This is a genomic window from Janthinobacterium lyxosi, assembly GCF_051380665.1.
Taxonomy (GTDB): domain Bacteria; phylum Pseudomonadota; class Gammaproteobacteria; order Burkholderiales; family Burkholderiaceae_D; genus Janthinobacterium.
In genome coordinates this window covers 1-13,453 of sequence record NZ_JBNYXM010000010.1, presented here as the reverse complement: position 1 = coordinate 13,453, position 13,453 = coordinate 1, and the positions used below count along the sequence as shown (strand labels likewise).

Below are 13,453 nucleotides of genomic sequence, written 5' to 3'. Positions count from 1 at the left end.
TCTCGGGCACCACACGCCTGAGCGGAAAGGGATGCCATGTCGGCCGCCGATTTTGCACAGCAACAAGACCTGCACGCGCTCTACAGCAGCCATCACGGCTGGCTGCAGGGCTGGTTGCGGCATAAGCTGGGCAATGCGGGTGAGGCGGCGGACCTGGCGCAAGACACCTTCATCAGCGTGCTGACCAGCGGCGCGGCGCCGCAGATCCGCGAAGCGCGGCCTTTTCTCGCCACCATCGCGCGCCGCCTGGTGGCGCACCGCTACCGCCGGCAGGTGCTGGAAGACGCCTATCTGGAGGCGCTGGCTTGCCTGCCGCCCGAGGCGGCGCCCGCGCCCGAAGAGCGGTTGCTGGCGCTGGAAGCCTTGCAGGAAATCGATGTGGCCCTCGACGGCTTGCCTGCGCCCGTGCGCACGGCGTTTTTGCTGGCACAGCTGGAAGGCCTTAGCTATGCCGAGATCGCCGCGCGCCTGAAGGTGTCGGCCAGTTCGGTCAAGCAATACCTGACGCGTGCCAACCGCCAGGTGTTTTTCTCCCTGCCGGCATGAGCACGGTGGCAGAACCCGCGGCCCCGGCGGCCATCGGCGAGGAAGTGCAGCAGCAGGCGGCCGAGTGGCTGACCGTGCTGATGTCGGACGAGGCCAGCGAAGCGGAACACGCCGCCTGGCAGCGCTGGCGCGGGGCGGACCCGGAGCATGAACGGGCCTGGCAGCACATCGACGCGGTGTCGCAGCGCTTCAACGGCTTGCACCGCGGTGCTGCCGCGCAGGCGCTGGCCGGCACGCAGCAGCAAGCCGTCAATGGCAAGCGGCGCCAGTTGCTGGCATGGCTGGGCGTGGCGGCCGGCGGCGGCATGCTGGCCGCGCAGACGGGCGCCTGGGATGGCGTGCGCGTCCTGCGCGCCGACTACCGCACGGCTACGGGCGAGCGGCGCGAGCAGGTGCTGGGCGATGGCAGTGTGCTCAGCCTGAATACGGGATCGGCTGTAAACGTGCATTTCGATGACAACCGTCGCCTGATCGAACTGTTGGCCGGCGAAATCCTCGTCACCAGCGGCCACGGCATCGGCAGCGCCGCGCCGCTGGTGGTGGCTACGCGCGAAGGCCTGGTGCGCGCACTGGGCACGCGCTTTGCCGTGCGCCAGCAGGATGGCTACAGCACGGTGGACGTGTTTGAAAGCGCCGTTGAAATCCGTCCCCGCGACAGCGCTGGCGCGCCATTGCTGCTGGCGGCCGGGCGCGGCGTGGCATTTTCCCGTCACGCGCCGGACGCGCCGCACGCCATCGATGCCTATGCCGGTGCCTGGTCGCGCGGACAGCTGATCGTCGACGATGTGACCTTGGGCGACTTCCTGGCCGACCTGGCCCGCTACCGCCCCGGCGTGATCGACTGCGCGCCAGCAGTGGCCCAGCTGCGCCTGTCGGGCGTGTTCCCGCTGGCCGACACCCAGCGTATTTTGAACATGCTGCCCAACTCGCTGCCGGTGCAGGTGCGCAGCCGCACGCGGTATTGGGTGACGGTGGAGCCGGCCGCGTAGCCCGCCTCGATAAAAATATTTTTCAATCGGACTGCCCGTTTTCGATTCTCGCGGCACCTGTAGTTGAGAGACGTAATTTCAAGTACCCATTCAAGGCGCCACGTTGCGCGGTTTCATGCCGCTGCGTGCCGCCGCCATAATCAACTTTGATGGAAGGACGCAGTGTGATGCATCTGATGTATATGGTCTGCCACCCGGCGCAACAGCAGTTGTCTGGGGTGCCGCAACGATGAAATCTGCCAACATGATGTTGTTCTCGCGCGTGCTCGCCGCCATCTTCGGCGGCTATGCCCTCACGTCCGGCGTGGCCGTGCTGCTGTCTGCCGTGCTGCCGCTGTCGCGCGCCGAAGCCGTGCTGACGGCGACCCTGAGCGCCTTTGTCGTCTACACCTGCGCCGTGATCTGGGTCTTTGCCGTGCAGGACCTGCGCCGCGCCTGGTTCGGCATGCTGCTGCCGGCCATCGTCTGCGGCGGCATCGGCATGCTGCTGTCGCGAGGTGCCGCATGAACGCCGTCAAGGTAGACAAAGTGATCAAGACGCCGCAGCAGGGCGGCTTGCGCCAGGCCATGGCCTGGCTGCATACGTGGAGCGGCCTGTGGATTTCCTGGCTGTTGTTCGCCATTTTCCTGACCGGCACCCTGGCCGTCTTCGACGACCCGATCGGCCACTGGATGACGCCCGAACACGCACTGGAAGAGGCGGCGCATGCGAACGATCCGCCGCTGCCGAAGGTCGCGGACCGCGCGCACCGCCTGGCGCTGGCGCTCGACTTCATGGCCAAGGAGCATCCGCAGGCGGACATGTGGGAAATCTGGCCCGTGCAGCGTCCCGGCCATGGCTTGTCCGCCTACTGGTTCCAGCCCAGCGGCGGCTATGGCTCGGCGGACCTCGATCCGCTGACGGGCGCCGTCATCGAGCATGCGCGCGAGGCGACCGAACGGGAAACCATCGGAGGTCACCATTTCGTCGATTTCCACTACGAGCTGCACGCGGGACGCATCGGCGTGTGGATCGTCGCCATCACCACCATGATCATGTTGGTGGCGCTGGTGAGCGGCGTCATCACGCACAAGCGCATCTTCAAGGATTTCTTCACCTTCCGCCCGGCCAAGGGCCAGCGTTCGTGGCTCGACGCGCACAACGCGGTGGCCGTGCTGACGTTACCGTTCCAGTTCATGATCGCCTACACGGGCCTGGCATTTTTCAGCGATGACTATGTGCCGGCCCCCGTGGTGGCGCAATACGGCATGGACAATGCCAAGAAGGCCTTCCTGGCCGACTGGAACGATGCGGGCAAGCCTGCGCGCATAGGCCAGCCGCTGGCCATTCCCGCGCTGGAATCGTTTGCGCAACGTGCCGAGCAAGCCATCGGCCAGGAAATCCGCGCCGTGGTGCTGGACAATCCGAACGACGCCTCCATGCGAGTATGCATGTATGGCTGGAACGAGGGCGCGGATTTGCTGGAACGGATCAGCGCCAATACGGGCAGGGCTTGCTACGCGCTGGCCACGGGCGAGCAGGTCGCCGTGCGCCGGCCGGGCGCGTCGGACACGGGCGGCGCCGGCCTGACGCGCTCCGTCATGTCGAACCTGCACATGGTCGGCTTTGGCGGCACGCCGATGCGCTGGCTGTACTTCTTCTGCGGCCTGGCCGGTACGGCCATGATGGGCACGGGCGCCATCCTGTTCCTGGTCAAGCGGCGCCAGAAGTCCGGCGGCGAGTTCGGCGCCTACACGCAGCGCGTGTACCGCGTCATCGCATGCCTGAACGTGGCGGCGATTGCCGGCCTGGCCATTGCCTGCGTGGGCTTCCTATGGGCCAACCGTTTGATCCCCGTCGGCCTCGAGCACCGCGCCGGCTGGGAAGTGCGCGCCTTCTTCGGCGTATGGTTCCTGATGCTGGTGCACGCCTGCCTGCGCGCGGAAAAGCGCGCGTGGATCGAACAACTGTGCCTGCTGGCCGCCCTGTGCCTGCTGCTGCCGGTCCTGAATGTACTGAGCACGGGCGACAACCTGGTGGCGCAGGTCGTGCGCGGCGACTGGGAAAGCGCCGGCGTGGAACTGGGCAGCATGGCCTTCGGCCTGCTGGCCGCCTGGGGTGCGTGGAAAGTCCACAAGCGCAAGGAAAAACCGGTCAGGAAGGCTGCCGCCAAGGAAAGCGCTGCGCCCACGGCCAGCCTGCAAGTCAATACGGAAGGACAGTCGTGATCAATACCATCCTGTGTGCGCTGGGCCTGTCGTATGCGGGCATGGCCAGCCTCTCGCTGGCGATGGACCGCCACCATGGCCAGGTATGGGGCAGGGACGCGGCGCCGAACGTGCGGCGCGCGCTGCAACTGGCCGGTGCCATCCTGCTGGCGCTGGCCATCTGGCCTTGCGTGGCCGGCTGGAGCGCCACCGTTGGCGTCGTCGCCTGGCTGGGATTCATCGGCGCGGGCGCGCTGCTGGTGGCCCTGCTGCTGCCGTATGCGCCCCAATTGCTGTTGCGTAGTTCCCTGCTGGCAGCCGTCGCCGCGCTGGCAGATCTTGTGACGTTCCTGCGGTGATGTACACCGCCATTTTCAAGGATAGACCGATGTATTTTTCACGCCTGGCGACACCGTTTTACTTTACCTGCAACCGCAAGGCGGCTTCCTGATGGCGGCCCGCCTGCCTTCCCGCCGCGCCCGCATCCTCGGCGGCGTGGTCTTGCTGGCGCTGTTCGGCGCCGGTGCCCTGTGGGCCACGCGCGGCCCGAACACCGTATTCGACACGGCGCCCGTCAAGCGCGGCAACATCGAAGCCAGCGTCACGGCCATCGGCACCCTGCAGCCGCAAACCTATGTCGACGTGGGCGCGCAAGTGTCGGGCCAGATCACGCGCCTGCACGTGCAGCCTGGCAGCGCCGTGGAAAAAGGCCAGTTGCTGGCCGAGATCGACCCCAGCGTGCAGCAAGCCACGGTCGATGCGGGCCGCGCCGCGCTGGCGGGCTTGCGCGCGCAGCTGGCCGACCAGCAGGCGCAGCACCGCCTGGCGGGCCAGCAGCATGGCCGACAGAAGCAGATGGCGAAATTCGACTCGACGCCTTTGGCCGACCTGGAAACAGCCGAAGCCACGCTGGCGTCGGCCGGCGCCAAGATTGACCACCTGAAGGCGCAGATAGCCCAGACCCAGGCCAGCCTGAAGGCGGACGAAGCGCGCCTGGGCTACACGCGCATCTACGCACCCATGGCCGGCAAGGTGGTGGGCCTGGATGCGAAGGAAGGGCAAACCCTGAACGCCACGTACCAGACGCCGAACATCCTGCGCATCGCCGATCTGTCGGCCATGACGGTGTGGACGGAAGTATCGGAAGCGGACGTGCGCCGCGTGCGCCCGGACATGCCCGTGTACTTCACTACCCTGGGCGGCGACCAGCGGCGCTGGAGCGGCAAGGTGCGGCAAGTGCTGCCGGCGCCGCCGGTGCCAGGTGGTTCTGCCGCCGGCACGGCCCTGGCGCCGTCGACCAGCAAGGTGATTCTATATACCGTGCTGTTCGACGTGGATAACGCCGATGGCGAACTGATGCCGCAGATGACGGCGCAAGTGGTGTTTGTCACGGCCGCGGCGAACAATGTGCTGGCCGTGCCCTTGCCGGCCCTGAAACCATCGACTGAAGAAGGCGCCAAGTCGGGGCAGTTCACGGCCCGCGTGATGGATGCGGACGGCAAGGTCGATACGCGCGCCGTCACCGTGGGCGTGCGCAACCGCCTCAGCGCGGAAGTGCTGCAAGGCTTGCGCGAAGGCGAATTGCTGGTCACGGGCGAGCAGCCGGCCGGCAGCGGCGCCAGCAGGTTCCAGCTGTGAGCGCCATGAGCGAGGCCGCGTCATTGGGACAAGCAGGAGAGCTTGGCCAGCCGGCTCCCTTGATTGAACTGCAGGGCATCCGCAAGCGTTATGGCGGCCATGATGGCGCGCCGGCCGTGGAAGTGCTGCGCGGCCTGACCTTGTCCATCGGCGCCGGCGAATTCGTCGCCATCGTGGGCGCGTCCGGTTCCGGCAAATCGACTCTGATGCATTTGCTGGGCTGTCTTGACCGGCCCAGCGACGGCACCTACCGTTTCGCCGGCCAGGACGTGGCCAGCCTGAATCCCGATGAACTGGCGTGGCTGCGGCGTGTAGCGTTCGGCTTCGTCTTCCAGGGCTACCATTTGATCGCCACCGAATCGGCGCGCGAAAACGTGGAAGTGCCGGCCCTGTACGCGGGCATGCCGGCCGCACCCCGCCACGCCCGTTCCGAAGCGCTGCTCAAGCGCCTGGGCCTGGGCGACCGGCTCGATCACCGGCCGAATCAATTGTCGGGCGGGCAGCAGCAGCGCGTGTCGATCGCGCGCGCCCTGATGAACGGCGGGCGCATCATCCTCGCCGATGAGCCGACGGGGGCGCTCGACAGCAGCAGCGGCGCCGAAGTCATGGCCCTGCTGGGCGAACTGGCCGACGCGGGCCACACCATCATCCTCATTACGCATGACCGCAAGGTAGCGGCCCAGGCGCGCCGCGTGATCGAAATCAGCGATGGCGAAATCATCGAAGACTCGGGCGTCGTCGCCATCCCCGCCACGTCGACGGCCCTGCCGCCGCTGGACATGTCGCGCGCCGCCCACGATACGGGCGCGTCGCTGGGCATGGAATTGCTCGACGCGGCGCGCGCCGCCTGGCGCGTGCTGTGGATCAACCGCTTTCGCACGGGATTGACCCTGCTGGGCATCGTCATCGGCGTCGCCTCCGTGATTGTCATGCTGGCCATCGGCCTGGGCACGCGCCAGCAGGTGATGGCGCAGCTGGGCGCGTTCGGCTCGAACTTGCTGTACATGGCGTCGCGCGGCGAAAGCTCGCGCATTCCCGGGCGCAGCATCACCCTGGCCGACCTCGATGCGCTCAAGGACGTGCCGGGCATTTCCCACGTGCTGCCGAATGTCACGGGCAACAAGGTGATACGCCACGGCAACCTCGACGTGCAGACGTATGTGCGCGGCACGGGGCCGGCCCTGCCGCAGATCCAGACCTGGCCGGTGGCCAAGGGCGGCTTCTTTACCGAGGAAGACGAGCGCGAGATGGCCACCGTGGCCGTGCTGGGCGCGCACCTGGCGCAAAAGCTGATGCCCGACGTGCCCAACCCCGTGGGACAGAGCATCCTGATCGGCAACGTGCCGTTCCAGGTGATCGGCGTGATGAGCGCGAAGGGTGCGCTGACGGGCGAGAAGGATGAAGACGACGTGCTGCTGCTGCCGTTTTCCACGGCTGGCATCCGCGTCTTCGGCCAGCGCGAACCCACGTATATCGTGCTGGCGGCCGACGATGTGAAGCGCATCGCCGAGACGGAAAAAGCCGTCGATGCCGTCATGTTCGAGCGCCACCGCATCCGCGACTATGGCATCAGCAATGCGGCCGCGTCGATCGCCGCCGAAGCCAAGACGCAGGACAACATGACGATGATGCTCAGCCTGATCGCCGCTGTCTCCCTGGTGGTGGGCGGCATCGGCGTCATGAATGTGATGCTGATGACGGTGCGCGAGCGCACGCGCGAAATCGGCATCCGCATGGCGACGGGCGCGCGCCGGCGCGACATCCTGCGCCAGTTCCTTACCGAAGCCGTGCTGGTGTCGGTGGTGGGCGGCGTGGCCGGCATCGTGGTCGGGGTGACGGTGGCCGGCTTGCTGCTGGTATGGGACGTGCCGGTGATCTTTTCGCTGAGCGCCATCGCCGGCGCGTTTGCCTGCGCCGTGGTGACGGGGCTGGTGTTTGGCTTCATGCCGGCGCGCAAGGCGTCGGGACTCGACCCGGTGGTGGCGCTGGCTGGCCAGTAAGGTTGGCTGTTGTAAAAACGCCGGTACAGTGCCTGCCATCGCGGCCAGGCATTGCGCCGGCGTTGTTGTTTCGGCTAAAATGAGAATAATTCTTATTTGCATTGGTGCCAGGCGCCTGACAGGAAAGGATGCCCATGTCGGCCGCCGACTTCGCCCTACAGCAAGACCACTCTTCTCCCACGCATGCCGCCGGGGCGCTGTACCAGCAGCACCACGGCTGGCTGCATGGCTGGTTGCGCTACAAGCTGGGCAATGCAGCCGACGCGGCCGACCTGGCGCACGACACCTTCATCCGCATCCTGGCGCGGCGCGACATCGGCGCCATCAGCCAGCCGCGCGCCTACCTGACGACGGTGGCGCGCGGCATCCTCATCAACTGGTACCAGCGCCAGGCGCTCGAACGCGCCTATCTTGACGCCGTCGCCCTGCTGCCCGAAGCGCAAGCGCCATCGTGCGAAGACCAATTGCTGATCCTGGAAACCCTGCACCAGGTCGACGCCATGCTCGATTCCCTGCCAGCCGTGGTGCGGCGCGCCTTTCTGCTGTCGCAGCTGGAAGGGCTGACATATGACGCCATCGCCGTGCGGCTGGACGTGTCGCTGGCCAGCGTGAAGCGCTACATGAAGCAGGCGTTCCTGGCGTGCCTGTAGCTCGATGGCGACTAGCATGGGAATCGACCCGCGTGTGCTCGAGCAGGCGGCCGACTGGCTGATGCAGCTGCACTCGGGCGCGGCCAGCGCGCGGCAGCGGCGCGAGTGCGAACGCTGGCGCGCAAGCGACCCGGAACATGCGCGCGCCTGGCAGCGTGCCGAAGCGCTGCTGGGAAAACTGGGCGGCCTGCCGCCGGAGCTGGCCATGCCGGCGCTGGACCGGTCCCGCGCCTTGGACCGAACCTCGGCGCGGCGCGCCGCGCTGCTGAAACTGGCGGCCCTGCTGGCCGTCGTCCCCGGCGCCTGGATGCTGCTGGAACAGCAAGGCTGGCGCCACGATTACCGGACGGCGACCGGCGAGCGGCGCGATATCGTGCTGGCCGATGGCAGCCGCATCAGCCTCAATACTGCCACCACCCTGGACGTGCAATTCGATGGCGCGCAGCGTCTGCTGACCCTGCGGCGCGGTGAAATCGCCGTGCGCACCGCCCCCGATGCGCAGCGCCGGCCCTTCTTCGTTGCCACGGCCGAAGGCCGGCTCGAAGCGCTGGGCACGGTATTTTCCGTGCGCCAGGAAGAGGGCAGGACGGCGCTGGCCGTGCGGGAAGGCCGCGTGCGCGTGCTGGCGCGCAGCGGTGCGCAGCACATCATTCCTGCAGGGCGGCAGGTGCTGTTTACGGCCAGCGCTATCGGCGAACCTGCTGCGCTGGACGGCGGCGCGCTGGCATGGCAGCGCGGCATGCTGCTGGCCGACGCCATGCGCCTGCACGATTTTGCGCTGGAACTGGGCCGCTACCGGCCCGGCATCGTGCGCTGCGATCCCCGCGTGGCCAATGTGCGCGTCTCGGGCGCCTTTCCCATCACGGACACGGATGCGGCGCTGGTGATGCTGGTGTCGACCTATCCGGTGGCGGCGCGTACGCGCCTTGGCGGCTATTGGGTCACCCTGGATGCGCCTGAATAAATAGTTGAAAAAACCTGACACTTTTTTCGCGCCGGGCTGGCAAGGGGAAGAAGATCCCATTGCCATGTAAAGGAAACGTCATGCCCGCAGCCCCCCTTCGCTCCATCGTTTTTCTCTCCGTCCACCTTGCCATGCTGGCCATGGCGCCACCCGCCCATGCGGCATCGCTCGACGCGCCCGCCGCGCACAGCATCGAACTGCCGGCCGGTCCCCTGGGTCGCAACCTGTCGACTGTTGCCATCGAAGCGGGCATCGCCCTTTCCTTCGATCCTGCCCTGACGGCGGGCTTGAGCAGTCCCGCGCTGAGCGGCAGCTACACGGCGCGCGAAGCGCTCACACGCCTGCTGGCCGGCAGCGGCCTGGAAATCACCGGCCGCAGCGACGGCAGCTATACCTTGCAAAAAGTGGCACCCGCAACATCTGCGGCCGCCGCTGCCAGCGCCCCCGTCGAGCAAACCCTGGCCGCGATCCGCGTGCGCGCGCGCCGCGCCGCCGACGGCAGCACGGAAGGCACGGGCTCGTACACGAGCCGCGTCACCAGCATCGCTTCCAAGGGAGACCAGTCGTTCCGCGAGATTCCCCAGTCGGTGTCGGTGGTGACGCGCCAGCAGCTCGACGACCAGAACCTGACCGCCATCCACCAGGCCATGGGTCTGACGCCCGGCGTGACGGTACAGCGCATGAATGCCAATTCCTTTGATTTTTATGCGCGCGGCTTCCAGATTGACAGCATGCAGGTCGATGGCGGCGCGCCGATGAATATCGCCAGCTTCAGTTTTTCCAACGCCATGCAGGACATGGCCTTCTACGACCGTGTCGAAGTGATGCGCGGCGCCTCTGGCTTGCTCGGTGGCGTGGGCGACCCGGGCGGCATCATCAACCTGGCGCGCAAGAAGCCGCTGGCGCAGCGCCAGGTACTGGCCAGCCTGAGCGGCGGCAGCTGGAACGATTACCGCACGGAGCTCGATGTGACGGGGCCGCTGGCCTTTGACGGCAAGCTGCGTGGACGCATGGTGGCCGTGTACGGCACGCGCGATTCGCACCTCGAGCATATCAGCGTCGACAAGCGCATGTTGTATGGCGTGCTGGAAGCGGACGTGGGGGCCGATGGGCTGGCGACGGTGGGCGCCATGAAGGGGCGCCGCAATGACAGCGGCACGGGCGACGGCTTGCCCCGCTACAGCGACGGCGGCAACCTGGGCCTGCCGCGCAATGCCAGCCTGACGCAACCCTGGACCTACAATAATCTCGACTCGACCGAGGTGTTCGCCCAGTTCGAGCAGCGCCTGGCGCGCCAGTGGAAGCTCAAGCTGAACATGACGCGCACCAGGCAGCGCCTTGAAAACCAGGGTGCCTTCGCCTATGGCGCCATCACGCCGGGCACGCGGGACGGCGCGTTCTGGGTGGGCAGCCGCATCAGCGCCGAAAACAGGCAGGACATGCTGGACGTAAACCTGGCCGGCAATTTCACGCTATGGGGCCGCACGCACGAGCTGCTGCTGGGCGCGGACCGGCAAAAAGTCACCAGCTACTGGAACGCGGCCAGCGTCAACGACGCGAACGTGGCGCCTGTGAATGTGTTCGATCCCGCGTCAACGCCGTGGGTTGACCACGCCGTCGGTGAAGTGTGGCGCCGCTACAACCCGTGGAGCCAGCAACAGCAGGGCGCCTACGGTACATTGCGGCTGCATCCGAGCGAACAGCTGCACATCATCATCGGCGCGCGCAGCAGTAAATACAAGTTCAATCAAGTGTATGAAATGATGGACCTCGACACCCGCGTGTGGAGCGTGGCGTCGGCCAGCCGCTACAGCGAGCCGCGCAAGGTGACGGGCTACGGAGGGGTGATCTATGACCTCACGCCGCAATGGTCGGCGTATGCCAGCTATGCGGAAATCTACAAGCCGCAAGCCCTGTACCGTGCCGGGCCCATGCCCGGTGAGTCGCTCAAGCCCGTCACTGGCAAGAGTTATGAAGGCGGCGTCAAGGGCGAGCTGGCGAATGGCGCGCTGAACGCTACTTTCAGCGTCTTCCATGTCGAGCGCAATGGCGAAGCCGTCAGTGATCCCGCGTATCCGCGCAATACGCAGCTGTATTCGGGCCAATGCTGTTATTTGCCGAAAGGAAAGGTGACCAGCCGCGGCGTCGACATGGAGGTAGGTGGCGAAGTGCTGCCGGACTGGCAGCTCTCGGTTGGCTACACCTATAACAATACGCGCGATGAAACGAGCAACCTGCCGTACAGCTCGATCACGCCGAAACACTTGTTCAAGCTGAGCACGGCCTACACCCTGCCGGGAGCCTGGTCGCAGTGGAAGGTGGGCGGCAATGCCAGCATCCGCAGCGCGCAGTACGTCAGTGGTGAACTGTACGATGCGGCCGGCAATGGCACGCCATTTGATTTCAAGCAGGGCGGCTATGGCGTGCTCGGTGCCATGCTGCAATACCGTATCGATGCGAAATGGACCGTGGCACTGAATGTCGACAATCTGCTCGACAAGATGTATTACGACCGCATCGGCGACACGGGAGGCGGCAATTTCTACGGCACGCCACGCAGCGCGGCACTGACCTTGCGCGGGGCATTCTAAGGCCGACATCCCGCTTCGCAGCTGGCCGCGATATGCGGGGTGTTCGCCAACCTGAACGCGAACACCTGCCATTACATCGAGTTGCGCGGCCACACGTATCAACCCCCGCTGCAACTCCTGCTTGCCAGCGCCTTGTTCATGGCGAAGACTGTACCCAGCAACGAGACGACGAGAAATCCGATGACGGTCCATGCGAACGACGCCACGTCTGACCGATCAAGCAAAATTCCACCGACAACGCCGCCTCCGGCCACCGCGGTGTTCCAGCCCGTCGTGTACATGGATTGCGCCACATCAACCGACTCGCCGGCAAAGCGGGATAATGCTGTTTGAGTGATCGTGGCAAAGCCGCCGACAGCAAGGCCCCATACCGCCACAGAGGGGTAGACCACCTGCGAAAGTTCGCCCCAGAGACCCAGAAACAGGGATGCAAGGGCGAAGATCATGACGCTTGCCACGGCAAGAAATTGCAGCCGCCGATCGACCATTGCACCGACGAACCAAAGGCCGATGATCGAACCTAGTCCGAAGACGAACAGGATGGTCTCCACGTTCGCCGACAAGCCCGACGGCGCGAGGAATGGCTCGATATAGATGTAGAGAATGTTGTGGGCAACAACGAAGGTGAAGACAACGAACAGCACGGCGCGAATACCGGTCTTGAAAAATATACTGGAAAGAGGTTGGCGCTGCCCCCTGCTCTGGCCAGGGAAGTCGGGGACGATGGCAATGATCCACACCATGAGCAAGACTGCCAGGGCACTCATCAGGCCAAATGCGCCTTGCCAGCCGATGGCTCGACCAAGCAGCGCTCCGAGCGGTACACCGAGCACCAAAGCGATGGTCGCGCCGGCACCGGATATCGCAATCGCCCGTCCGCTGAGATGAGCCGGCGACATGCGCACCGCATATCCAGCCAGGAGCGTCCAGACGATTCCGCCGAAGACACCGGCGAAGAAGCGCGCCACCAGAGAGACGCCATAGCTATCGGAAAGCGCGGTGACGAGATTGACAAGCGCAAAACCAAAGATCGCAGTCAATAGCAACGGACGCCGCCGCACGCCTTGCGTAAGCATGGTGACCGGAATAGCTGCGACCAGGGCACCCACGGCGTAGGCGGTAATGAACTGGCCCGCCAGGCTTTCAGAGACGCTCAAGCCTTGCGCAATGGAAGAAAGCAATCCGGCCGGCATGATCTCGGTCAGCAGCGTGACAAAGGCTGCCATTGCCAAGGCAAGCAGTCGACCTAAAGGCAATCGCTCGGCGCTCTTGTGTAGAGCAGATGTTGTTGTCTGATGCATAAACTAAGTTCCTCAAATCGAAGTCGTTCTGGTGGGGAGTATCAGTACGTATGCTGCCTGCTGATCAATAAAAGAAAAATAGGCTAAAGTGAACAATATATATGACATAGACTGTCAAGACCCGCTTGGTTATAAACGCGTTTAACAAATAAATCCGGCTTCTTTGCCTGCCACTCTTTGAGCGCCTGGATGGGTGTCTGGTGGTGTAAGGCGCGCTGCGGGATATTGTGGTTGTAGAGCTTCAAATAGTTGCGCAGCGTCGATTCGAGTTCTGCCGCCGAGCCAAATCGGGTCTGGCCGACGATTTCGCTGATGCGTCCGTTGAAGCGTTCAACCATGCCGTTCGTTTGCGGATGGCGTGGCGGAATCAGTCGATGCTCGATACCGAATTGCTTGCAGAGGCGATCAAAGACATGCTGGCCGCTGGGTTCCTTCGTGCGGCTCTTGCTGGTGAAGCGATCCGTGAACTGGCTACCGTTATCGGTCAGCAATTTCACGATCTTGACGGGGCATGCTTTCGTCACTTTGCTCAGGAAATCGACGCTGCTGCAATCGGTCTGGTCGGCGTAGATTTCCATATAGACCCA

Annotated in this window: 12 protein-coding genes; 10 read left to right on the top strand and 2 right to left on the bottom strand. The window is 65.1% G+C overall.

Annotated features, from left to right (window positions below; genetic code table 11):
• The first annotated feature begins 36 nt into the window (after positions 1 to 36).
• From ACQ4WP_RS12405 to ACQ4WP_RS12360, 10 genes are all read left to right on the top strand, one after another.
• A complete protein-coding gene (locus ACQ4WP_RS12405) occupies positions 37 to 546 on the top strand; it encodes a sigma-70 family RNA polymerase sigma factor (RefSeq protein WP_436520981.1) in 510 nt (169 codons plus the stop codon).
• Positions 543 to 1,535, top strand: a complete 993-nt coding sequence (locus ACQ4WP_RS12400) for a FecR domain-containing protein (protein WP_436520979.1) — start codon at positions 543 to 545, stop codon at positions 1,533 to 1,535. The genes ACQ4WP_RS12405 and ACQ4WP_RS12400 overlap by 4 nt, the downstream gene beginning before the upstream one ends.
• 229 nt (positions 1,536 to 1,764) lie before the next feature.
• The gene (locus ACQ4WP_RS12395; protein WP_436520977.1) at positions 1,765 to 2,043 is read left to right on the top strand and encodes a hypothetical protein; all 279 of its coding nucleotides are present in this window, start codon (positions 1,765 to 1,767) and stop codon (positions 2,041 to 2,043) included.
• Positions 2,040 to 3,743: a PepSY-associated TM helix domain-containing protein gene (locus tag ACQ4WP_RS12390; RefSeq protein ID WP_436520975.1), complete on the top strand. Its 1,704-nt coding sequence runs from the start codon at positions 2,040 to 2,042 to the stop codon at positions 3,741 to 3,743. Before ACQ4WP_RS12395 ends, ACQ4WP_RS12390 begins: the two co-directional genes overlap by 4 nt.
• On the top strand, positions 3,740 to 4,081 hold the full coding sequence (locus ACQ4WP_RS12385; RefSeq protein WP_436520973.1) for a DUF3325 domain-containing protein: 342 nt from the start codon (positions 3,740 to 3,742) through the stop codon (positions 4,079 to 4,081). The genes ACQ4WP_RS12390 and ACQ4WP_RS12385 overlap by 4 nt, the downstream gene beginning before the upstream one ends.
• A gap of 91 nt (positions 4,082 to 4,172) precedes the next feature.
• Positions 4,173 to 5,360, top strand: coding sequence for an efflux RND transporter periplasmic adaptor subunit (locus ACQ4WP_RS12380; protein WP_436520971.1), 1,188 nt, complete (start codon positions 4,173 to 4,175; stop codon positions 5,358 to 5,360).
• A 5-nt stretch (positions 5,361 to 5,365) separates the two neighbouring features.
• The gene (locus ACQ4WP_RS12375) at positions 5,366 to 7,360 is read left to right on the top strand and encodes a MacB family efflux pump subunit (protein ID WP_436521332.1); all 1,995 of its coding nucleotides are present in this window, start codon (positions 5,366 to 5,368) and stop codon (positions 7,358 to 7,360) included.
• 134 nt (positions 7,361 to 7,494) lie between these two features.
• A complete protein-coding gene (locus ACQ4WP_RS12370; RefSeq protein ID WP_436520969.1) occupies positions 7,495 to 8,010 on the top strand; it encodes a sigma-70 family RNA polymerase sigma factor in 516 nt (171 codons plus the stop codon).
• A gap of 16 nt (positions 8,011 to 8,026) precedes the next feature.
• Positions 8,027 to 8,974 carry a FecR domain-containing protein gene (locus tag ACQ4WP_RS12365; protein ID WP_436520967.1) on the top strand — a complete coding sequence of 316 codons (948 nt, stop codon included), beginning with the start codon at positions 8,027 to 8,029 and terminating at the stop codon, positions 8,972 to 8,974.
• 80 nt (positions 8,975 to 9,054) lie between these two features.
• The gene (locus tag ACQ4WP_RS12360; protein WP_436520965.1) at positions 9,055 to 11,565 is read left to right on the top strand and encodes a TonB-dependent siderophore receptor; all 2,511 of its coding nucleotides are present in this window, start codon (positions 9,055 to 9,057) and stop codon (positions 11,563 to 11,565) included.
• A gap of 98 nt (positions 11,566 to 11,663) precedes the next feature.
• On the opposite strand, the gene ACQ4WP_RS12355 is transcribed toward ACQ4WP_RS12360, so the two are convergent.
• A complete protein-coding gene (locus ACQ4WP_RS12355; RefSeq protein WP_436520963.1) occupies positions 11,664 to 12,866 on the bottom strand; it encodes an MFS transporter in 1,203 nt (400 codons plus the stop codon).
• 83 nt (positions 12,867 to 12,949) lie between these two features.
• Positions 12,950 to 13,453 (bottom strand): integrase core domain-containing protein (locus tag ACQ4WP_RS12350; protein ID WP_436520961.1); only part of this gene is annotated, 504 nt, incomplete at its 5' end.

What these genes read in the sequence shown, in the direction of transcription:
- ACQ4WP_RS12370 (WP_436520969.1), top strand. Translation starts at nt 7,495, where the DNA reads ATGTCGGCCGCCGACTTCGCCCTACAGCAAGACCACTCTTCTCCCACG.
- ACQ4WP_RS12390 (WP_436520975.1), top strand. Translation starts at nt 2,040, where the DNA reads ATGAACGCCGTCAAGGTAGACAAAGTGATCAAGACGCCGCAGCAGGGC.
- ACQ4WP_RS12405 (WP_436520981.1), top strand. Translation starts at nt 37, where the DNA reads ATGTCGGCCGCCGATTTTGCACAGCAACAAGACCTGCACGCGCTCTAC.
- ACQ4WP_RS12365 (WP_436520967.1), top strand. Translation starts at nt 8,027, where the DNA reads ATGGGAATCGACCCGCGTGTGCTCGAGCAGGCGGCCGACTGGCTGATG.
- ACQ4WP_RS12375 (WP_436521332.1), top strand. Translation starts at nt 5,366, where the DNA reads ATGAGCGAGGCCGCGTCATTGGGACAAGCAGGAGAGCTTGGCCAGCCG.
- ACQ4WP_RS12400 (WP_436520979.1), top strand. Translation starts at nt 543, where the DNA reads ATGAGCACGGTGGCAGAACCCGCGGCCCCGGCGGCCATCGGCGAGGAA.
- ACQ4WP_RS12360 (WP_436520965.1), top strand. Translation starts at nt 9,055, where the DNA reads ATGCCCGCAGCCCCCCTTCGCTCCATCGTTTTTCTCTCCGTCCACCTT.
- ACQ4WP_RS12355 (WP_436520963.1), bottom strand. Translation starts at nt 12,866, where the DNA reads ATGCATCAGACAACAACATCTGCTCTACACAAGAGCGCCGAGCGATTG.
- ACQ4WP_RS12395 (WP_436520977.1), top strand. Translation starts at nt 1,765, where the DNA reads ATGAAATCTGCCAACATGATGTTGTTCTCGCGCGTGCTCGCCGCCATC.
- ACQ4WP_RS12380 (WP_436520971.1), top strand. Translation starts at nt 4,173, where the DNA reads ATGGCGGCCCGCCTGCCTTCCCGCCGCGCCCGCATCCTCGGCGGCGTG.